Below are 20,638 nucleotides of genomic sequence, written 5' to 3'. Positions count from 1 at the left end.
CACCACCCGGACGCGAACTCCACGCCTTCCTCGCACGTGGACATGTCGACCCGCCCCCCGGAGGTGCCGTGCCCGACTTCCTGATCGACTATGACCTGCTGCACGAGGCCCGCAAGGACCTCCACGACCTCGCCGACCGCATCTCGCCCGCGCTGAACGACAGCGTCTTCTCCCAGCTCGGCAGGGGTGATTACGGCGACGCCGGCGAGGTCTTCGGCAACGAGGCCGTGACGGGCGCCTTCCGCAGCCTCTACCGCTTCGCCCAGGACCCGATGAACAGGGCCAAGGACCATCTGACGCAACTCGGCGACATCTTCGGCTCGGTCGCCGACGCGTTCTTCGACGCCGACTCCCAGATCGCCGAGGGCCTCGGGGTGATGGGCTCGCGGATGGGCCTGGACGACTGGCGCAACAAGAAGGACGCCTGGGACTACCGCAACGCGCACGCCGACGAGTGCGTCCCCAATGAGAACGGCGACATGCCCGGCTTCTGCGGAGCGACGGATCCCGGCCCTCCGCCTACCGACCTCACGTACACCACGGACGGGGGACAGACGCACACGCACCTGACCCTCGACGAGAACTACAACGTGGTCAAGGAGGAGACGACCGTTACGCACAACGGTCAGACCTATACCTCCGTGACGACCTACAGCGACGGCGGCAAGTCCTACACCACGGACACGACCTTCTCGAACGGGTCGACGACCCACGCCGAGACCCACCTCAACGACGACGGCAGCGGCACCATGACCGTCACCGACGGTGACGGCAAGAAGACCGAATACCACCGCGACGGTTCCGGCAAGCAGTGGGAGCAGGTCGGCGGTGACGACGGCGACAACGGTGACGACGACGGGCCGCCGCCGCTGCCGCAGACCCCCGTGCCCGGCGGCTCACGACCCAGCTTCTAATGACCCCCCGGCCGGGGATCACCCGGCACGATTCATCGAAAGGATCCTCATGCCGAAGAGCATCATTCTCGACTTCGACGACGTCCTGGAGGTCTCGCAGCGCCTCGACTCGGCCAAGGAGCACATCGTGCCGATGCTGACCGAGCTGCAGAACCGCATCCACGCCATGTGTGGCGAAAGCTTCGTCTTCCCGGAGAGCAGCGTCGCGACGCAGGAGACCTACGACAAGTTCAACACCGGCCTGACGAGCGCCATGGAGGGCATCAGCGGCTTCGCCAGCATGTTCCGCGACGTCCTGAACTCGATGCAGGAGATGGACCGGAACCTCGCCGGAGAGCTGAGGAAGAACGGCTGACGCAGGCGTCGGACCACTGCGGCCCGCGACCGGGGATCCCGGGCGCGGGCCGCCGCCGTCTCACTCGCCGGTCTCACTCGCCGGTGCGCAGCACCGTGAGCGGCAGCTGAACCATCCTCGGCTCCCCGCCCGGCCCGGTCATCACGGCCCGCCCGGAGGGGAGGGACGACCGGATGAGCTGCATCGGCAGCCGCACTCCGATCATGTCCCCCTCCTGGAGGGACTTGGGTGTGAGCAGCAGCCCTCTCCGGGCACGTTTGGCCGCCGAGACCCAGCTGCCCACGGCCACCTGCAGCACGTCGGCCGGCCCGGCGTACACCAGTCCCACGCCGCGGTCGCGCCCGGAGATCGCGATCTCCTTCAGCACCCGGTCGCACTCGGGCGCCGCCAGCAGGTCGGCGTCGTCGATCACCACTATCTTCGGCCCGTCGAAGCCGGCGAGCGCTGCCTGGACGTCCTGCGCCGACGGGTCCGGATCATCGAGAACCCGGGCGTTGGCGTGCCGGCGGAGCTCCCGCAGAGGCGACTCACGCGGGGTCAGCACCACCAGCGAGGTCCCGCCGGCCAGCAGCGACACCGACAGCGTGGCGAGCGCGGTGCTGCGGCCGGAGCCAGGCGGGCCGTACACGCCGAAGACCGCGGCAGGACCGGTGAAGTCCACGCCGACGGGTCCGGCGTCGTCACCGCCGAGCCCGACGAGGCCCCACATCGGCCGCCGCACACCCGCCGGGACCCGTTCGTACACCTCGGTGAACTCCGCCGACCGGGGCAGCGCCGCCACCGGCGCGGGCCGCCGCTCCGCGGGCACCGTGGCGTCACGGAGTGCGGCCTGCCTGCCGATCTCCCGGAGCGCCTCCGCCTGCTCCTGCCCGCCCTCGCCGGGCGCGAGCAGCGCCACCTGCGTCTCCGTACGGCTGAGCAGGTGCCAGCCGCGGCCGGCCGGCACGTTCGACGGCACCTTGCCGGACGAGAGCCCGACCAGCTGATAGTCGGCCCGGTCACCCTGACGCAGCAGCAGCTTGTGGTCGTTGTGCGCCGACAGCCGGCCTCCCAGCAGGGACCGCTCCGAGGTCGCGACGACATGGACGCCCATCGCGGCGCCCTCCCGCAGCAGCCTCGTCACCAGGTCGAGCGGCCGGCCGTTGTCGTGCTCGTCCAGCACGCCCGACAGGGCGTCCCAGCCGTCGATCAGCAGCAGGATGTGGGCGGGCCTGTCCTTCTTTGGCAGCATGCCCCGCAGTTCGTTGATGTCGGCCGCGTTGTTCGCGCTGCACCGCTCCTGCCGCTCCGTCAGCTCCGCGACGAGGCGGCGCAGCAGCCGGTCCAGCCGTTCGACGTCGTGCCGGGAGACCACCGCGCCGCAGTGCGGGAGCGCCTCCAGCGCGGTCAGCCCGCCGCCGCCCGCGTCGATTCCGTAGATGTGCACGTCGGCGCTGCTTGCCGTACGAGCGGCCGAGCCGGCCAGCGTGCGCAGCAGTTGCGTACGGCCGGAGCGGGGGGCGCCGATCACGTAGAGATGGCCGAAGACCGCGAAATCGACGGTGGCCACCCTCCGCTGCTGGAGCTTCGGCACGTCCTCCAGCGCATAAGGGATCGGCGGCGGAACGGCCCCGCCGCGGGTGCCCTCCTGGTCGATCTCGGGCAACTCGTCCAGCAACACGTGTTCGTCCAAGGGGGGCAGCCACGGGCTCGGCTGCGGGGTGTAATCGTCCAGCCCGTCCGCCGCCTCCCGAACCGCGGCCACCAGCGCCTGAAGGTCGATGGGCGCCGGGGCGGCGGCGACGGCGGGGGCGGCCTCCTCCGCGGCAGGCAGCGCGGCGGGACGGCCCAGCCCGCTCCAGGACAGCTCGGCCGCGCGCACGGGCCGGTGCGCCACCGGCCGCGGTCGTTCTCCTTCGCTCGTCGGGCGCTCGGCGCCCACCCAGGCCGACTGGAACGGCACGGCGGACTTGGGACCCGTCCGGACGAGGGCCCTTCCCGGTGTCCCCGGGGAGATGTGCACGGCCTCCGAGGTGTCGATGACGTCCTGGCTTTCGATGGCGTCGGTGACGCGCAACGCGATCCGCAGGTTGGTGTTCGCACGGATGTCGCTCGTGACGGCTCCCGCCGGCCGCTGCGTGGCGAGGATCAGGTGGATGCCGAGCGAGCGCCCGCGCTGGGCGATGCCGATCAGGCCGGGGACGAAGTCCGGCACCTCGCGCACGAGGGTGGCGAACTCGTCGATGACGAGCAGGAGCCGCGGCAGCGGGGCCAGAGAGGGGTCGAGCGCCCGCTTGGCGCGGTAGTCCACGTGGTCCTTGGCGCCGACGTCGGCGAGCAACTGCTCCCGCCTGCGCAGCTCCGCACCGAGCGAGGCGAGCGCGCGTTCCACCAGATGGGCGTCCAGGTCGGTGACCATGCCGAGCGTGTGCGGCAGTTCCGCGCACTCGCGGAAGGCGCTGCCGCCCTTGTAGTCGACCAGCACGAACGTCAGCTCGTCGGGACGGTTCACGGCGGCGAGCGAGGCGACGAACGACTGAAGCAGCTCCGACTTGCCCGATCCCGTCGTGCCCGCCACCAGACCGTGCGGACCGTCGCGGACCAGGTCGAGCGCCACCGGCCCGTCATATCCCGTACCGAGGACGAACCGGGTCGACGCGGGCCGACGGCCCCACCGTTCGAGCAGGGTCTCCGCCTTCGGCGGCTCCAGATCGAGCAGGTCGAGCAGGCGCACCTCCTGGGGGAGTCCGCCGTCATGGTCCGGGCTGACGTCGCGGATCGGCGCCATGGCCCTGGCCACCTGCTCGCACCACGGGGCCGCCACGAGATCGGGCCGCACCTCGCGGATGTCCGGCGCGCCCGTGCGGCGCACGGTGACGTGGCCGGCGGAGGCAAGCACGACCGTGCTGCACTCCTCGGGGAGCAGCCGCTCCTGCTCGTCGAGGCACACGCTGAAGATCCGCACTCGCGGACCGTCGGTCAGGATCTGCACCATGCCGGGGACGTCGCGGAGCCGGCGCGCGCCGTCGGCGATGACCAGCACGTCGGGCTCGGTGAACATGGCCTTGCCCATCGACGAGCCGAGCGCACGCTGCCGTGCCTGGACCTGCGCGACCAGCTCGGAGATCCGGTTGGCGACGGACTCCGGGTCGTTGCCGACCGACACGACCGGACCGCTCGGATTCGCGGGCCTCAGATGGGGCAGCCAGCGAACCCATTCCCACCCGGCCGCCCGCTCCGGTTCGGTGAGGATGACGATGCGCAGGTCACGCGGACTGTGCAGGACCGCGGCCTGGACCACCAGCCAGCGGGCCAGCGCCTGCGTCGGCTCACCCGCGCCTGCCACACCCACCACGCCGTGGTCGGCGATCTCCACGCCGATCGGCACGTCCTCGAGGTTCCAGCGCACGACACGGTGGTTCTCGTCGCGGGCCGCGTCGTCGATCTCCTTGACCGACGGCTGGTCCACGGTGCCCAGGCGCAGGATCAGGTGGTCGGGATCCCGGCGGCGTCGCTCCCACAACCGGACGCCGGGGCCGCAGGCGATCAGAGCCGCCGTCGCGGGGTCGGGCCCGACGATCCCCCGAACCCGGCGTTCCCGCACCACCGCGTCGTGGATCTCGCGTTCGAGCAGCCATCGCCGTTCACGGTAGCGGCGGACCTGTTCCAGGTGCTGCCTGCGGTTGCCGCGGCGGCCGCTGATCCAGTTGAACAGCGCCATCATCGGGCTGAGGACGGTGAACACCAGGTAGTAGTACGAGCCCAGCAGGCCCACCAGCACCAGCCCGAGCAGAGCCGGGGAGAGCATCAGCAGGAGGGGGAAGGGACGCCGGCCCGGCGGTGTGGGCGGGCCGGGCAGGCGGATACGTTCGGCGTCGAGGTGCGGCGCGATGCGCGGAGGCCGGTTGTAGTCCACGCCGACGCCGTCGGCGGAAGGGGTCACCGCGGCGCCCGGCTCGGCCTGGAGCGACAGCCGCAGCAGTGCGTCCCCGGCGGCGAGGTCGTCGTCGGGGGTCCAGGCGGTGGCGCCGGGCGGCACGGGACGGTCTTCGCCCTGGGTGAGGACCGTGTCGGCGCCGGCCGGGTCGGCGGGCAGGTGCCGTCTCATCGCGGCGGTGACGTCGTCGTCCGCGGGAGGCGACACCGCCCGCATCCGCACGGCCACCGTGGTGGGCCCAGTGGTGGACCCCGTGTGATGCCAATAGGCCGAGCCGTCGGGGTTGACGGTCACCCAAAGGCCGCGCTCAGGCACGTCGCCGCCGGGCAGGCGGATGGCGCACAGCGGATCGGAACCGATCTCATGGCTGCCCTGCCCGAGTCGCCAGGTCAGTCCCGCTCCGGGACCGGCCACCAGGTACACCTCGGCCAGCACCGCGGTCGCCTCTGAAGGCTCACCGACCTGGACGTGGTCTGGCTCCTTCGAGGGCGCGCCGAGCCCGAGGACGGCCCCTTCCCTGATGCCGGCCTGCGAGATCGGCGTCGCCGGGTCGAGCGGCCGGCCGTCCAGGTAGACCGTGCGCGGAGCGACCGTGTGGTCGGTCAGCCGCTCGACGTCGGGACCACCCGAGGCGTCTTGCGTTCCCGGCGAGCCCGCCGTCGCGGCCGATCCCGGGCCCTTACGGCCCTGCTCGTGGCCCTCCGATCGCCGGTCGACGGCGTCGGCGACATCGGCGACGGTGGCCTGGGGCGGCAGCGACAAAAGGTGGTCGCGGCGACGCCCGTCCGCGCTGTCGACGGTGGTTAGGGTGAGTTTCACCTGATCTCTCCAGGATGTGCTCAGCATGCCGCGTGACCGTGACGCGGTGGGACGCGTCGGGGTCAGTGGCTTCAGGTCAGTGGATTCGGGTCAGACGGTTCGGCCGGCGGACACACCGCCGACGCCGCCGGACTGCCGCTCCGGTTCTGTGAAGTCGTCCACCGCCGAGGAGACGCCGGACCGGCTTCCGTTCACGGCGGAGCGGGCCGGCGGGTCCGCAGGCGGCGGTGCCACGAGGTCGGCCGCCACCGACTGCGGCAGGCCCTCGTAAGCAGTCTCGTAAGCGGGAAGGGTGCCGATGACGCGCGCCATGGCGGCGGGCAGAGGAAGGATGTCCACCTGCAGAGGCGAGCCGTGGACGAGCATGGTCCCGGACCTGTCGGCGGTGAGCAGCCAGGCCCGGCCACGGGCGACGCCCGCGGTGATGAGCCGTACGCCGCGGGGAACCGGCACGCCTACCGGCGCGGCCCCGCAGACGGCGAAGGAGGGCGACCCCGATGCCGCATGGCGGGCCGCCGCGGCGAGGGCGTCGGACGCGTCCGGCCCGGGATGACGCGGGTGCACGTCGCCGGCGACGGTCACCGCGCCCTCGGGGAGGCGGGCGTCCACCTGCGCCGCGATCGTCTGCAGAACCGGCCGGGCCATACGGGGATCGCCGCCGATCGCGATGACGGGCGGATCCGGCATCAGGTCCAGCAGCACGGCGTTGTCGCCGTCCGTGCCCACCGCGACGAGGAGTGGCGCCGTGCCACCGGTATGCGCGGGCGCGGAGACGCGGGCACGGTCGATCCACCACAACCTGGGGTCGGCGGAGTCCGCGACCCACGGATCGGGAGGCTGCGGCGGATCACCCGGACCGGAAGCGATCATCACGCCGACCCGGTCAGGGCCGAGTAGCGCGGCGTACGGCCGGATCCCGGTGCGGGCGGCGTTCAGCATCGCGCGTTCGGCGTCGGCCCATCCGGCGGGCTGCCCCAGGAGCCTGACAAGCAGCCGCAGGCGGCGTCGATACCGGACCCGGGCGCGGAAGGGGGCGGTGAACGCCGTGACCGTCAGCGCCACCTCCCTGCGGACTCGGCGGCGTACGGCACGCCAGCCCCCGAGGCGGCCGACGATGAGATGCACGAGGACCGCGAGCAGGAGCAGCCCTCCGGCCACGCCGAGCACGACGGTGAGATCCCGCCCCTGAGCGGGTGCCGCGAGCGCGGCCAGGATCCGTGGTCCCGTGTTCATGCTGCGACCTGCCGCCCCTCGATGTGCCGCCGCAGCAACCGCAGTCCGTGATGGCTGCGCGACTTCACCGTTCCCCGGGGGACGCCGAGCAGCCGTGCCACCTCCGCGCCCGCCGTCCCGAGCATGTGCACATGGACGACGACCTCCCGGTGGACGGGCGCCAGACCGCGCAGCGCGTCGACCAGCATGTGCCGGTCCACCGTCTGCGCCGCCGGATCCGCCACGGTCAGGGGTTCGGGGAAGTCGGCGGCGGAGATGCCGATCGGTGTGGCCCGATCCTTGCGCCAGCCGTCGACGACGAGGTTGCGTGCCACTCTGAACAGCCACATCCGAATGGGACGCTCGCGCCAGTCGAGCCTGTCGCGCAGTTGCCAGGCCCGAAGGAGGGTCTCCTGCACCACGTCTTCCACGTGGTACGGGTCGTGTCCGGCCAGGCTCGTGACGAAACGGTGAAGGCGTTCACGCTCCGCCACAAGGATGTCGGTCCACGAGGACGCTGCGGACGAGGTGGTCGTGACGCCTGACGGCTGGGGTCTGTCCCCTGTCATGCCGCTCACCCGCTACACCATTCTCTTTGGGGGCATTCGTGATGGAGTAGGGCTCTGTGTGCTGCGTCACAGCCGTTTCCGCCGATCATGGTAGGGCTGGATGATCAGCCGCCAACCCACGGCAAAATGAACATTTTTCTAATGTATGCAAGCGAATTTGAGCCGACGTGAAGACGGCCGTCATTAATCCGGTGTGCCATCGGTGTTCACCAAGACGTAGCGATGGGCGGCCATCGTTGCCGGGCCTCCCATTCCTTCTGGAGATCGTGTGCCGCCGTCTCTTGAGCATCCCGATTCACCCGCCGAGCCCCGGACTTCCGGACGTTTCGCCGAGACCTTCGCCCGCCGCCCTCCGGTCCCGCCGCGCGGATGGCTGCCCGGCAGGCGGGTGTGGGCCACTGTCGTATTCGCCGGTGTGCTCACCGCCGCCATCGCCTCCGATGCGACAGCCGGGCTCTTCGGAGTGTGGGGGAGCTCCGGCTCCCCGCAACCGGCGCTGGCGCAGTCGGCCGCCGACCTTCCGGCGCCCGCTGACGGGCCGGTCACGCCCGGCACCCGCGTTCCCGCCCCCACGCCGACCGTCACCGTGACCGTCTCGGCCGGAGGCCACCAACCCGCCGCGCCGGCGGTGAAGATCGCGCCCCCGCCCGCCGGGCAAACAGGAAACGCGCCGCCCGGATCGACGGGCGGATCGACGGGCGGCAACGCGTCAGCCGGATCGACGGGCGGCAACGCGCCGGCGAACCCGGCTTCCTCACCGCAGACGCAGCCCACCCCCGCGACGACCACGACACCGGTGCGGAACACCACTCAGCAGCAGGCGGTCAAGCCCCCACCGCCTCCCCCCGCGCCCGCACCTGGCCGCATGGTCTTCAGCCACGACTCCGGCCGGTGCATCGACGTGACCGACAAGAGGGCCGCCGCCGGCACCCCCCTGCAGATCTGGAGCTGCACCGGAGCCGACTGGCAGAAGTGGGACTTCCGGTCGGACGGCACAGTTCGCTCTGTCGGCTTTTGCATGGAGGTGGCCGGCGGCTCGAGCGCCAACGGCTCCGTCATCCGGCTGGGCGCCTGCAACGGCGGCGCCGCGCAGAGGTTCGTGCTCAATTCCCGGCACGACCTGGTGAACACGGCGGCCGACAAGTGCGTGGACGTCGTCGACCACAACACGGCGAACGGGGCCCGTCTGCAGCTGTGGTCGTGCGTGGGCACCGACAACCAGAAGTGGAGCTTCAAGTAAGACCGCCGCCCAAGCCGGCCAGGAGGCGGCGACAGGCCGACGGCCGCCGTTTGCGCTAACTTGATCATCAGATGATCTCGAATGGAGGCCGATTCATGGTGGATCAGGGCGGTGGCGAACCGCGGGGCATCGACATGACCAGGCCGAGTGTCGCCCGGATGTACGACTACTACCTCGGGGGAAAGGACAACTTCGAGATCGATCGCGCCGCCGTGCGGCGGGTCGAGGAGGCGATGCCGGAGATCCGCCAGTTGGCGCAGGAGAACCGCGCGTTCCTGCGTCGCGCGGTGCGGTACATGACCCGGCAGGGCATCCGCCAATTCATCGACATCGGCTCGGGCCTGCCCACCGCGGGCAACACACACGAGATCGCTCAGGAGATCACCCCGGACGCCCGTGTGGTCTACGTCGACAACGACCCGGTCGTGCTGGTGCACGGCCGCGCGATTCTGGCGACCGACGACAACACCGCCGTGGCCTCCGCCGACATGCGGCGCCCGGCCGAAGTCCTCGAACATCCGGAAACGGCCAAGCTCATCGATTTCAACGAGCCGGTCGGCGTCCTGATGATCGCCATGGTGCACTTCCTCACCACGGAGGAACGGGCGCCGGTCATGGACCACCTGCGCGACGCCCTGCCGTCCGGCAGTTACATAGCGGCGACGCACGTCACAGGCGACGGCCATTCGGCGGACGCGGTCGCCCAGATCGAGACTGTCTACGCATCCACGCCGACTCCGATCTACTTCCGGGAGCACGGCGAGGTCGCCCGCTTCTTTGACGGGTTCGACCTCGTCGACCCCGGTCTCGTCACCATCGACACCTGGCACCCTGCCCCCGACGACCTGGCCCCCGAGCCCACGAGATGGCTGTACGGGGGCGTCGGCAGGAAAGCCTGAGTCCACGAAGGCCCAGGCCGAAAGCATGACCTGGGCCTTCGTGGGAGCCGGCTGATTCCTCAGGCCGGGATGGTCCACTTCTGGTTGGCTCCACCGGTGCAGGTCCAGATCTGCACCTTGGTGAAGTCCGCGGAGGAGTTGCCGGTCAGGTCCAGGCACTTGTTCGCGCGCGGGTTCACCAGATCGCGGCCGCTGGTGTAGACCCACTGCTGCGCGGCGGTGCCGTTGCAGTCGTACAGCTGAACCGCGGTGCCGTTCGTGGTGCCGGCCCCGGCGACGTCCATGCACTTGCCCGCGGTCCGAATCGTTCCGTCACCCGGCAGCGTCCACTGCTGGGTCGCCGAGCCGACGCAGGAGTACAGGTCGATCGCCGTGCCGTTCGTGGTGGTGCCACCGGCCGCGCCGATGCACTTGCCGGCGAGGCCGGTGATCTGTCCCGTCCTCCCGGTGGGCGGGGTTCCGCCGCCGCCGGAGCTCACGAACTTCCAGGTCACGTTGAGCACACCGGGGGTCGTCGCGGGGTCGGTCGAGGCGAACTGCGCGAACGCCGCCTGGCTGAGGTCGATGTGCGTCGCGTCGCACGACGGGCACTGGTCCTTGACGGGCACGGTGATCGTCTTGCCGTTGTAGGTCACCTGGACGGAGATGCCGCTGCACAAGGGGTCGTTGTTCGGGTTGGCCGTGGTCCACCACTGATACGAGACCGCCACCAGGCTTTGCGTCGCGGCGTTGATGGAGGAGCCACACGCCCCGTATCCGGAGTCGTTGTAGTAGGTCGCCGTACCGGTCATGTTCTGGCCGATCGGGATGGACGCGGCCGAGGCGCCTGCTGGGGTGAGGGCGGTGCCCGCGATCGCCAGCACCAGGAGGAGGACGGCAGTGGCCGCGGTGCGTAACCGGGCAGACAGCATTGATGACTCCTTATGAAATGACGTGCCAGAAGCGGGGCGCTGACCAGCCGAGTGGGATCGACGCGTGATCGGATTCACGCGTGGACTTCGGGCTTCGCGCCTGTCGCAGGGGGATCGGTCGTCAACAACTGCCGGGCATGGTGTTCAAAGCGGACTTCTCGCGGTCAGTCCGTAGGAGTTGAGGCGTGAGATTCGGGGCGAGGTTCCGGGGCCGCGAAGGGACTCCGGCAGGAGCGGCGCCTGCCGTACGGCAAAGCAGGGGCAGGGTTGCAACAAGGGGGACGGTCGAGGCTGCGGCCGTGACTCGACGCGGGAGTCTTCTCCTTCCGTCTCCAGGCTCGTGCCGGGGTTAGCGATGATCCACAAGGACGGTCGCAAGACAGAAGGCATGACTGAATGTCATGATCTACTGATAGGAACCAGGCAAAGTCGTCGAAATGTGCCGCTTACATCGGGCGGCGAACCGGACACCAGGTTCGATGGTGGAGCAAACGCCGTGCCTCTTCGGTAGAGGCCGGAGAACACCGCATGAAGATCTTGCTACGCCCGCTCGCCGGGCCGGGAAGGCGGTCCCGGCCGGCGGCGGTCCGAGCCGGTCAGACCTGCTTGAGAAACCCTCCGTCGACGGCGAAGTCCGCACCGGTCGTGCTGGCCGAGCGAGGCGAGGCGAGCAGGGCGACCACGTCGGCGACCTCTTGTGGCTCGACCAGACGGCCGGTCGACAGCTTCATCATCTCCGGCGCCACGTGATTGATGACGCTGTCGCGGTCGGTTCCGACCTGCGCGGCGATGACGTCGGCCGCACCGCCGGCCTCCGTCCACCATGCCGTCCGAACCGGACCGGGCGAGACGGTGTTCACCCGGATGCCCTGCGGAGCGAACTCCTCCGAAAGGGCTTTGGCCAGATTGTTGAGGCCGGCCTTGGCGGCGTTGTAATCGACGTTCATGGGCGCGGGCAAGCGAGCGCTGCCCGAGGAAATGTTGACGATCGACCCGCCGCCGCGGGCGAGCATCGGCGCAATGGCCGCCCGGACGACACGTACGACCGAGAACAGATTGAACTCGAACATCACCCGCCAGTCTTCATCAGTGGGTGTCAGGAATGAGAATCGCGGCAAGGAAACACCGGGCGGCGGCCCGCCGGCGTTGTTCACCAGAATGTCGAGCCCGCCGAACTCGGACACGGCGCAGGCCACGAGCTGCGCCGGAATCTCGGGGTCCATGACGTCGGCGGGAACATGCAGCAGGTCACCGCCGAGCGCCTCCAACTCGGGGGTGCTCTTTCGTGAAGCGGCCACCACACGGACGCCTTGTCCGAGAAGAGTACGAGTAACGGCCAGGCCGATGCCCTTGGAGGCTCCCGTGACAATGGCCACTCGGCCGGAAAGCTGGAGATCCATGCTGTCTTCCCTCGTCGTGGTTTTCATCCGAACAATCGGATGGACCTTTCGCGAGAACGTTACGAGCGTTCATGCGACGAGAACCTGCGTGATTCGGACGGACAACTGCGCGGGCGGCATTTCGGGCTGAGCGACAGGTCCACTCCATCGAGAGTCCTGTTAGGGTGACGGCCATGTTCCTCCCCCGTGCCTAGGACCCCCGGCCGCATCGATCTATGCGGCCCTTCGGCGTCCTGACCGTCCACAGCACCACGCGTGCGTGACATCACTGAGGAACATCCCCCTATGTCTTCGCCTGTACGGCGTTCGTCGTACGTCGCTGTCCTTTCCGTCCCCTCGGCCAAGCGGGCCTTCATCGCCGCACTGCTGGGCCGGCTGTCCTACGGGACCGTCTCCCTGTCCTTGACGTTGGCGCTCACGGCGACCACCGGCTCCTACGGCCTCGCCGGTGGCGTCATCGCCCTTTTCGGGCTTGCCGCCTCCCTGCTGTCCCCGCTGCGGGCCGGGCTGATCGATCGCTACGGGGCACGCAGAGTTCTGCCTCCGATGGCCGTCGTGTACGCGCTGCTGCTGATCGTCCTGGCGGCGCTCACCTGGCGCCCGGGGACCCCCGGCGGGCTGCTGGCGGCACTTGCGATCGCGGCGGGAGGCTGCGCGCCCCCGCTCGGACCTGTCATGCGCGCGCTGTGGAGTGATCTACTGCCCGACCGGCATCTGCTGCAACGCGCCTACAGCCTCGACACGGTCGCCGAAGAAGTCCTGTTCGTCACCGGACCCCTGCTGGCCGGGCTGCTGGCCGCACTCGTCACCCCGGCGGCTGGATTGGTTCTGAGCGCAGCACTGGTGACGACCGGCACCTTCGCCTTCGTGTCGTCGCCGGCGATACGCACCGCGCGGGCGTCGCACGCTGGAGCCGACACAGGCCCGGCGCCGGCCCGGCCCCGGCAGCGATGGTCGGCCGGCGGGCGCGCGCTGATCCCGGCTGTCGCGACATCGGCCGCCGTGGGTCTGTGCCTGGGTGCGCTGAGCCTGCTGATGGTCGTCTTCGCCGAACGGCACCATCAGGTCGCCGCGGTCGCGTGGGCCGAAGCCGCGCTGTCGGTCGGAAGCGCGGTCGGCGGCCTCGCCTACGGCGTCATCTCCTGGAGGGTTTCCGGCACGGCGCGCCTGCGGGTCCTGGCCGTCGCACTGGGGCTCGCACTCACCGCGGCCGGAGCCTCACCGAATCTGTACACCCTGATCGCGGCGGCGGGCGCCGTCGGCCTGTTCGTGGCACCCGCTCTGACCACCGCCTACCTGCTCGCCGACGAGCTCGCCGACCCGGAGAACCGGACCCAGGCGGGCGCCTGGGTCAACACCTTCTTCAACACCGGCTCCTCCATGGGTACGGCAGGCATCGGCCTGCTCATCGGCGACCTGCCTCTGGCGTTGTGCTTCGTGCTGGCGGCGGTCCCAGCTCTGCTGTCGGCCCTCCTGGCGGTGAGGCGGCCCGTCCCATCACCGGCAGCCTGACCGGTCGCGGCGATCCCGGCCACGGGATCGCCGCGACGAGGGGCTTTTGTGGCCCCGGTTCGTTTGCCCCGATCAGCCGACCAGCGCGTCGCGGTTGGCGGCGAGCACGTCGCGCAGCGCCACAGGCTCGCGCCCGGTGAGGTCGCGGACGGCGGTGGTGACGTCGCTCGCCCAGCCGCCCCTGGTGGAGGCGCCGAACGATACGACCAGCTGCACGACCTCAGCCGGAAGACCGGCCGCGGCGAGGCCCTGGGCGAGACCCTCGTCGTCGACGGAGACCACCTCGACCGGACGGCCGCTGATCTCGGCTGCCAGCGCGGCCAGACCGGCGGCGTCGACGGCCTCCGGACCCGTTATGTCGTAGGAGACGTTCTCGTGTCCTTCCGAGGCGAGAACCGCAGCGGCCGCGGCGGCGCAATCCTCGCGCGAAACGTAGGCGGTGGCGCCCGCTCCGCTGTTGGTCACGAGCTGTCCGCTCGCCACCGCCTGCGCTGCCGTCGGGATCTGATACTCGGCGTAGATGTTGTTGCGGAGGAACGTCCACGTCATCCCGCTGTCGCGCAGCGCGGCCTCGGTGGCCCGGTGGTCGGGGGCGACGGCGGCCGGGTTGTCCTCGTCCGGCCGGGGCAGCGACGTGTAGACGACGTGCTTGACGCCTGCGGCGCGGGCGGCCTCGACGGCCTTCGCCTGAAGCGCGATCCGCTGGGGACCGACCACGTCGACCGAGATCAGCAGCAGCCGGTCGACGCCCTGCAGCGCGGCCTGCAGGCCTTCGGAGTCGCCGAAGTCGCCGTGCCGGACCTCGGCTCCACGCTGCGCGAACTCGTCGAGCGCAGCGGGGTCACGGCTGAGCAGGATCGGCTTCTCCCCCTGTTCGAGCAGAAGCTCGGCGACCAGACGGCCGAGATGACCGGATGCTCCGGTGATGGCGATGGTCGGCATCGGTGACCTCCAAAGGAATCTGTAATCAGAACGATGACGATTAAACCATAACCAGAACGGTTGCGATTGCTAGACTGGGAAGGTGAGCAGTCCCACGAACATCCGCTTCGCCGTCGCCTACCACGCGCTGAGCCTGCTCGCCTCGATTCCCGGAGAACCTCTCAGCTCCGAGCAGATGGCCACGAGCGTCGGCTCCAGCCCCGTCTACCTGCGGCGGGTGCTCGGCCTGTTGCGGCGCGCCGGATTCGTGGAGTCCCGGCCGGGCATCCGCGGCGGATGGTCGCTCGCCCGCTCGTCGGCCGCGATCAGCCTCGGCGACGTGTGGCGGGCCGTACAAGGCGAGGAGCCGGTACTCGGCATTCACGGCCCGCCGCCCGACTGCCCCGTCGGCAGCTCGGTGAGCGCGCGGCTCGCGGAGGTCGAGCAACGCGTGGCCCGCGCGATCGAGGCATCGCTCGACGAGTTGACCATCGCGGATACCGTTCCCGACGGCGCCCCGTTCTCCGCCGACATCCTGACCGTGCCGGCAGAGGCCGCCGGGGGACGGCTCGGCGCACGCTGAAGGCGGTCCACGAGGCTCCACACGTCACCGGCCATGGCCGGGGCTGACACCGACGGCCACTCCGCCGCCGGCGCGATGTCCGACTTGACACAGAATAGCGACTTTACCTACCTTTTTTGCAGGTTAAGAGCTCCGGCCGTAAGCCTCCCGGCTGGCCGAAGCGGCAACCCTCGCTCCGCGGCGGGGTGCCTCCGGGAGAAAACCTGGCGGCTACTTGCCGCAAGCGCGGATCTTCGGAGTCGTGCGCCGCCTTACCCCCTTTGGAGCTAGGAAATACCTGATATGCGGACGTCCCACAAGGTCCTGACGGCGCTCGTGCCCCTGGCGGCTCTCCTCGCCGCCTGCGGTCACAACACGCAGGACGCTCAAGGCGCGAAGAACAGCACGGCAGCCTTCGATCCCGCCACCTGCCAGGGCGGCACGCTGCGCGTGCTGAACCAAGGCGACCTGACCCACTACGACCCGGCCCGCCTCTACACCTCCGGCGGCGGCAAGATTCCGACGCTGCTGTTCCGCACGCTGACCACGCGCAACCGGGTGCCCGGGCCCGACAGCACCAAGGTCGTCCCCGATCTGGCCACCGACGTCGGCACTCCCAGCGACGACGCCAAGACGTGGACGTATCACCTCAAGGACGGGCTGAAGTTCGAGGACGGCACACCGATCACCTCGGCCGACATCAAGTACGGCATCGAGCGCTCCTTCGCGCCCGAACTGCCGGGCGGCGCGCCGTACCTGCGCGACTGGCTCAAGGACGCCCAGAACTACGGCGGGCCGTACAAGGACGGCGAGCTGAGCTCCATCGAGACGCCCGACGACAAGACGATCATCTTCAAGCTGCGCAAGCCCGAAGGCGAGTTCCCCTACCTCGCGACGGCCACGCAGTTCGCCCCCGTGCCCAAGGCCAAGGACACCGGCGTCGACTACGAGAAGCACCCCATCTCCAGCGGGCCGTACAAGGTCGAGAGCTTCGACCAGTCCAAGCACCTCGTGCTCGTCCGCAATGACAACTGGTCGCGCCAGATCGACGACCAGCGCCTGGCCTGCCCCGACCGCATCGAGGTGACCGCGGGCCTGGACCCGGCCGTCGTCAACCAGCGCCTCGCCACCGGGGCGGGCGACGACGCCAACGCCGCCACCACCGACGTCAACCTCGGCCCGGCCGAATTGGCCCGGCTGGGCAGCGACCCCCAGCTCGCCGCGCACGTCGCGCACACGCACTTCGGCGACACCACCTACCTGGCCTTCAACCCCAAGGTGAAGCCGTTCGACGACATCAAGGTTCGTGAGGCGATCTCCTACGCGGTCAACCGCCAGACGGTGATCAACGCGGTGGGCGGCTCGCAGCTCGCCGACCCGGCCACGACCTTCCTGCCCGACCAGGCAGTGTTCGGCTACCAGCCGTACGACCACTTCCCCGCGGGACCGACCGGAGACCCCGCCAAGGCGAAGGAACTGCTCGCCCAGGCCGGCTACCCGAACGGCCTGACGATCACGCTCACCCACAGCACCGCCCAATCGGGGCACGGGCCCGGGGTGGCCACCGCCATCCAGGACGCGCTCAAGCAGGCGGGCATCACGGTCAACCTGGAGCCGCTGGACCCCGACTCCTTCGACGCGAAGGTCAACACCCCGGCCACCGAGCCCGGCCTGTCCATCGACGGCTGGGGCGCCGACTGGCCGTCGGGCAACCCGTTCCTCGCGCCGATCTTCGACGGCCGGCAGATCATCAAGTCGGGCGGCAACTTCAACCTCGCGCAGTACGACAACCCTGAGGTCAACGACGAGATCGACGCGATCAACAAGCTCACCGACCCGGCCGCGGCCGCCAAGCGGTGGGGCGCGCTCGACGAGAAGATCGGCAAGGAGGCGCTGACCGTCCCGCTGTACCACAGCAAGGACCTGCTCCTGTTCGGCAAGAACGTGAAGAACGCCTGGGTCAGCGACTGGAACGGCCTCTACGACCTCTCGGTGATGTCCGTCAAATGAGGCACTACCGCGTGGGCCTGGCCATCGTGGCCGCGCTCGTCCTGATCGCCCTCACAGCGCCGTTGCTGACCGCGCTGGAGGGCCAGGACGCCACCGGATTCCATCCTGAGCTGGTGAACTCCGCCCTCGGCGGGCTGCCCAACGGCGCCCTTGGCGGCATCTCCGCGGATCACTGGCTCGGGGTGGAGCCCGGCACCGGCAGGGACATCTTCGCGAGGATCGTGTACGGCGCACAGGTGTCGCTCGGCGTCGCCATCGGCGCCACGGTGGTCCAGGTGCTCATCGGCACCACCGTCGGGCTGGCCGCCGGGATGGGCGGGCGACTGGCCGACGGCCTGCTGACCAGAGGCATCGACCTGATGATGGCCCTCCCTGAGCTGATCTTCGCGATCGCGCTCCTGGTGATCGTCCCCGCCGGGTTCCCCCGCCCGCTCCTGCTGGCCGGCGTCATCGGCGTGTTCGGCTGGGGCGGCACAGCCCGGTTGGTGCGGGCGCAGACGCTGAGCCTGCGCACCCGCGACTACGTTGCTGCCGCCCGGCTGGCGGGCGCCGGCCGGGTCAGGGTGGCCCGCAGAGAGATCCTGCCGGGGGTGGTCGCTCCCGTCCTCACCTATGCGGCACTGCTGCTGCCCGGCAACATCGTCTCCGAGGCGGGGCTGTCGTTCCTCGGCATCGGCGTTCGCCCGCCGACCCCGTCATGGGGGCAGATGTTGTCCAACGCCTCCGTCTGGTTCCGCAGCGACCCGATGTATGTGATCATCCCCGCCGCTGCGATCTTCCTGGCCGTACTCGCCTTCACGCTGCTGGGCGACGGCGTCAGGAAGGCCGCCAACCCGCGAACCACCGGGGCCGCGTCGTGACCCGGTATCTGCTCCGCCGCATCGTGGAGACGCTGGCCGTCCTCCTGCTGTTGTCCGCGTGCGTCTACGCCGTCTTCTACGTCCTGCCCGGCGACCCGGCACGGCTGATCTGCGGCAAGATCTGCCTGCCCGACCAGCTCACCGCCATCCACCAGAAGCTGGGCCTCGACCAGCCGCTCTGGGAGCAGTACCTGCACTTCCTGCAGGGCCTCGTGGCCGGACGCGACTACTCGTCGGGACCGAGCGTCAACCATTGCCCTGCGCCCTGCCTCGGCTACTCGTTCCAGACCGACCAGCCGGTGACCGGGCTGCTGCTGGACCGGCTGCCGGTCAGCCTGTCGCTCACCCTCGGCGCCGCCGTGCTGTGGCTCGTCATCGGCGTCGGCACGGGACTGGTCTCGGGTCTGCGGCCTGGAAGCCTCGCCGACCGGGCGCTGACCGCCGTCGCCCTGGCCGGCACGGCCACGCCGGTCTTCGTGCTCGGCCTGGTCCTGCTGCTGGTGTTCTGCGTCTACCTGGCCTGGCTGCCGTTCCCCGGCTATGTCCCGCTGACCGAGGACCCGGTCGCCTGGGCGCAGAACCTGCTGCTGCCCTGGCTCACCCTCGCCCTGACCACGGCCGTCGTCTACTCCCGGCTCACCCGGACCACGCTGCTGGAGATCCTCGCCGAGGACCACATCCGGACGCTGCGCGCGTACGGCGTGCCGGAACGGCGGATCATCGGCAGGCACGCCTTGCGCGGCACGCTCACGCCGATCATCACGTTGTTCGGCCTGCACGTGGGCACGGTCCTGGGCAGCACGGTCCTGACCGAGAGCCTCTTCGGCCTGCCCGGGCTCGGGAAGCTCCTCATCGACGCGGTGAACACCATCGACGTGCCCGTCGTGGTCGGCGCGACGCTGTTGTCCGGTTTCGCCATCGTCGTGGGCAACACGCTGGCCGATCTCCTCTACCACTTCGCCGACCCCCGGGTGCACCTGACATGACGCTTTCCGTGAAGGGCCTGACCGTCCGCTATCCAGGAGTCACGGCGGTCGACGACCTGTCCTTCGACCTGCCGGACGGCGGCTCGCTGGCGGTGGTCGGCGAGTCGGGATCGGGCAAGAGCACCACGGCCGCGGCACTGCTCGGCCTGCACAGAGGGACCCGGGCCCAGGTCACGGGGACCGTCGAGCTGGACGGCGTGGACCTGACCACGCTTCCCGACGAGCGGCTCCGGGCGGTGCGAGGCCGCAGGATCGCCATGGTCTTCCAGGATCCGCTGTCGGCGCTCGACCCGTTCTTCACCGTCGGGGACCAGATCGCCTCGGTCTACCGGCTCCACACCCGCGCCGCCCGCCGGGCCTCGCGGCAGAAGGCCGTCGAGGTGCTGAACCGCGTCGGCATCCCGGACGCCGCCAGGAGGGTGCGGGCGCATCCGCACGAGTTCTCCGGCGGCATGCGGCAGCGCGCGCTCATCGCGATGGCGCTCGCGCTGGAACCGAGCGTGCTCGTCGCCGACGAGCCGACGAGCGCTCTGGATGTCACCGTGCAGGCGCAGATCCTCACGCTGCTGGCCGACCTGCGCGCCCAGAGCGGAATGGCGTTGCTGTTCGTCACCCACGACCTCGCCGTGGCCGCGCAGATCGCCGACGACGTCCTGGTCATGCGACACGGCCGGGCAGTGGAACGCGGCCCTGTCCGCAGGGTGCTGACCGCTCCCGCCGAGCCGTACACGCGGGAACTCGTCGACGCGGTGCCCCGCCTGCACACCCCCCGTGCCGCCCCCGAGCCGGCGGCCCCCCGGAATGCCGCCGTGACGGTGCACGGGGTGAGCCACCACTACCGCAGGGGCGCGCATGCGCTCAAGGGCATCAGCCTGGAGGTGCGGGAAGGGGAGACGCTCGGCATCGTCGGAGAAAGCGGCAGCGGGAAGTCGACGCTGGCCAGGATCATGGCCGGGCTTCTGCCGCCCACCCATGGCCGGGTGGCCTTCGACGGCGGGCCGAGGATGCGGCAGATGGTCTTCCAGGACCCCGCCTCCTCGTTCAACCCCCGCCGGCAGATCGGCGCGAGCGTCGCGGAGCCTCTCCTGACCGCGCGTTCCGGCCCTGCCGGTGACGCGGTGAGTGATGCCGTGGGTGACGCGCTGGAGCGGGTCGGGCTCGGCCCCGAATACACGGCCCGCTATCCGCACGAGCTGTCCGGCGGCCAGCGGCAACGAGCCGCGATCGCGCGGGCGCTCATCGCCCGGCCGAAGCTGATGATCTGTGACGAGGCCGTCTCCGCCCTGGACGTGACCACGCAGGCGGGCATCCTGCGCCTGCTGACCGACGTCCAGCGGGAGCTCGGGCTCGCCATGGTCTTCGTCTCCCACGACCTCGCGGTGGTCCGTCAGGTGAGCGATCGCGTCGCGGTCATGAAAGACGGTGAGCTCGTCGAGCTGGCCGACGCGGAGACTCTGTTCGAGGCCCCCCAGCACCCCTACACACGGCTTCTTCTCTCCACCGCCCCCGCCCTGGACGGCGACAGGCCCGACAGCCATTAGGCGTCGGCTCG

General features: G+C 70.3%; 16 protein-coding genes and 1 riboswitch. Of the genes, 10 read left to right on the top strand and 6 right to left on the bottom strand.

The features are described from left to right. Positions 1-68 precede the first annotated feature (68 nt). Positions 69-914 carry a hypothetical protein gene (locus tag Pth03_RS04885; protein ID WP_203942886.1) on the top strand — a complete coding sequence of 282 codons (846 nt, stop codon included), beginning with the start codon at positions 69-71 and terminating at the stop codon, positions 912-914. Positions 915-963: 49 nt separating this feature from the next. Next, positions 964-1,269: a hypothetical protein gene (locus Pth03_RS04880; protein WP_203942885.1), complete on the top strand. Its 306-nt coding sequence runs from the start codon at positions 964-966 to the stop codon at positions 1,267-1,269. Positions 1,270-1,342: 73 nt separating this feature from the next. Here the strand turns inward: Pth03_RS04880 and Pth03_RS04875 are convergent, their stop codons facing one another. From Pth03_RS04875 to Pth03_RS04865, 3 genes are all read right to left on the bottom strand, one after another. Further along, positions 1,343-6,004, bottom strand: a complete 4,662-nt coding sequence (locus tag Pth03_RS04875; protein WP_203942884.1) for an FtsK/SpoIIIE domain-containing protein — start codon at positions 6,002-6,004, stop codon at positions 1,343-1,345. A gap of 90 nt (positions 6,005-6,094) precedes the next feature. Continuing rightward, the gene (locus Pth03_RS04870; protein WP_203942883.1) at positions 6,095-7,237 is read right to left on the bottom strand and encodes a hypothetical protein; all 1,143 of its coding nucleotides are present in this window, start codon (positions 7,235-7,237) and stop codon (positions 6,095-6,097) included. Then, complete coding sequence (locus Pth03_RS04865) at positions 7,234-7,785, bottom strand: sigma-70 family RNA polymerase sigma factor (protein ID WP_203942882.1); 552 nt, start codon at positions 7,783-7,785, stop codon at positions 7,234-7,236. Before Pth03_RS04865 ends, Pth03_RS04870 begins: the two co-directional genes overlap by 4 nt. Before the next feature lie 268 nt (positions 7,786-8,053). On the opposite strand from Pth03_RS04865, the gene Pth03_RS04860 reads away from it, so the two are divergent. Together Pth03_RS04860 and Pth03_RS04855 are read left to right on the top strand one after the other, a co-directional pair. Then, the gene (locus Pth03_RS04860; RefSeq protein WP_203942881.1) at positions 8,054-9,025 is read left to right on the top strand and encodes a ricin-type beta-trefoil lectin domain protein; all 972 of its coding nucleotides are present in this window, start codon (positions 8,054-8,056) and stop codon (positions 9,023-9,025) included. Between the two features lie 95 nt (positions 9,026-9,120). Beyond that, positions 9,121-9,924, top strand: a complete 804-nt coding sequence (locus Pth03_RS04855) for an SAM-dependent methyltransferase (protein WP_239118761.1) — start codon at positions 9,121-9,123, stop codon at positions 9,922-9,924. Positions 9,925-9,983: 59 nt separating this feature from the next. Here Pth03_RS04855 and Pth03_RS04850 read toward each other — a convergent pair whose 3' ends face one another. Both Pth03_RS04850 and Pth03_RS04845 read right to left on the bottom strand, forming a co-directional pair. Next, complete coding sequence (locus tag Pth03_RS04850) at positions 9,984-10,835, bottom strand: cysteine/serine endopeptidase inhibitor (RefSeq protein ID WP_203942880.1); 852 nt, start codon at positions 10,833-10,835, stop codon at positions 9,984-9,986. A 596-nt stretch (positions 10,836-11,431) separates the two neighbouring features. After that, complete coding sequence (locus Pth03_RS04845; RefSeq protein WP_203942879.1) at positions 11,432-12,235, bottom strand: SDR family NAD(P)-dependent oxidoreductase; 804 nt, start codon at positions 12,233-12,235, stop codon at positions 11,432-11,434. Positions 12,236-12,520: 285 nt separating this feature from the next. Between Pth03_RS04845 and Pth03_RS04840 the strand changes: the two genes are divergently transcribed. After that, positions 12,521-13,747: an MFS transporter gene (locus Pth03_RS04840; protein WP_203942878.1), complete on the top strand. Its 1,227-nt coding sequence runs from the start codon at positions 12,521-12,523 to the stop codon at positions 13,745-13,747. A 72-nt stretch (positions 13,748-13,819) separates the two neighbouring features. Here the strand turns inward: Pth03_RS04840 and Pth03_RS04835 are convergent, their stop codons facing one another. Continuing rightward, complete coding sequence (locus Pth03_RS04835) at positions 13,820-14,689, bottom strand: SDR family oxidoreductase (RefSeq protein WP_203942877.1); 870 nt, start codon at positions 14,687-14,689, stop codon at positions 13,820-13,822. Positions 14,690-14,771: 82 nt separating this feature from the next. Here Pth03_RS04835 and Pth03_RS04830 point away from each other — a divergent pair, with 82 nt between their 5' ends. From Pth03_RS04830 to Pth03_RS04810, 5 genes are all read left to right on the top strand, one after another. Then, positions 14,772-15,251, top strand: a complete 480-nt coding sequence (locus tag Pth03_RS04830; protein WP_203942876.1) for an Rrf2 family transcriptional regulator — start codon at positions 14,772-14,774, stop codon at positions 15,249-15,251. Positions 15,252-15,372: 121 nt separating this feature from the next. After that, positions 15,373-15,483: riboswitch (SAM riboswitch) on the top strand. Between the two features lie 50 nt (positions 15,484-15,533). Beyond that, positions 15,534-17,240 carry an ABC transporter substrate-binding protein gene (locus tag Pth03_RS04825; protein ID WP_203942875.1) on the top strand — a complete coding sequence of 569 codons (1,707 nt, stop codon included), beginning with the start codon at positions 15,534-15,536 and terminating at the stop codon, positions 17,238-17,240. After that, entirely contained in the window at positions 17,237-18,100 is an 864-nt protein-coding gene (locus Pth03_RS04820; protein ID WP_203942874.1) for an ABC transporter permease, read from the top strand. Before Pth03_RS04825 ends, Pth03_RS04820 begins: the two co-directional genes overlap by 4 nt. Further along, a complete protein-coding gene (locus Pth03_RS04815; RefSeq protein WP_203942873.1) occupies positions 18,097-19,086 on the top strand; it encodes an ABC transporter permease in 990 nt (329 codons plus the stop codon). The genes Pth03_RS04820 and Pth03_RS04815 overlap by 4 nt, the downstream gene beginning before the upstream one ends. Next, complete coding sequence (locus Pth03_RS04810; protein ID WP_203942872.1) at positions 19,083-20,627, top strand: dipeptide ABC transporter ATP-binding protein; 1,545 nt, start codon at positions 19,083-19,085, stop codon at positions 20,625-20,627. The genes Pth03_RS04815 and Pth03_RS04810 overlap by 4 nt, the downstream gene beginning before the upstream one ends. Positions 20,628-20,638: the final 11 nt, after the last annotated feature.

Origin of the sequence: Planotetraspora thailandica (assembly GCF_016863335.1) — a bacterium.
In the GTDB taxonomy this organism is placed as follows: domain Bacteria; phylum Actinomycetota; class Actinomycetes; order Streptosporangiales; family Streptosporangiaceae; genus Planotetraspora; species Planotetraspora thailandica.
This window is presented reverse-complemented; position numbering and strand designations above follow the sequence as displayed.

Bases quoted from the DNA above. Each gene is read 5' to 3' on its own strand.
- Pth03_RS04880 (WP_203942885.1), top strand. From the start codon at position 964: ATGCCGAAGAGCATCATTCTCGACTTCGACGACGTCCTGGAGGTCTCG.
- Pth03_RS04870 (WP_203942883.1), bottom strand. From the start codon at position 7,237: ATGAACACGGGACCACGGATCCTGGCCGCGCTCGCGGCACCCGCTCAG.
- Pth03_RS04865 (WP_203942882.1), bottom strand. From the start codon at position 7,785: ATGACAGGGGACAGACCCCAGCCGTCAGGCGTCACGACCACCTCGTCC.
- Pth03_RS04855 (WP_239118761.1), top strand. From the start codon at position 9,121: ATGGTGGATCAGGGCGGTGGCGAACCGCGGGGCATCGACATGACCAGG.
- Pth03_RS04850 (WP_203942880.1), bottom strand. From the start codon at position 10,835: ATGCTGTCTGCCCGGTTACGCACCGCGGCCACTGCCGTCCTCCTCCTG.
- Pth03_RS04845 (WP_203942879.1), bottom strand. From the start codon at position 12,235: ATGGATCTCCAGCTTTCCGGCCGAGTGGCCATTGTCACGGGAGCCTCC.
- Pth03_RS04840 (WP_203942878.1), top strand. From the start codon at position 12,521: ATGTCTTCGCCTGTACGGCGTTCGTCGTACGTCGCTGTCCTTTCCGTC.
- Pth03_RS04835 (WP_203942877.1), bottom strand. From the start codon at position 14,689: ATGCCGACCATCGCCATCACCGGAGCATCCGGTCATCTCGGCCGTCTG.
- Pth03_RS04825 (WP_203942875.1), top strand. From the start codon at position 15,534: ATGCGGACGTCCCACAAGGTCCTGACGGCGCTCGTGCCCCTGGCGGCT.
- Pth03_RS04820 (WP_203942874.1), top strand. From the start codon at position 17,237: ATGAGGCACTACCGCGTGGGCCTGGCCATCGTGGCCGCGCTCGTCCTG.
- Pth03_RS04810 (WP_203942872.1), top strand. From the start codon at position 19,083: ATGACGCTTTCCGTGAAGGGCCTGACCGTCCGCTATCCAGGAGTCACG.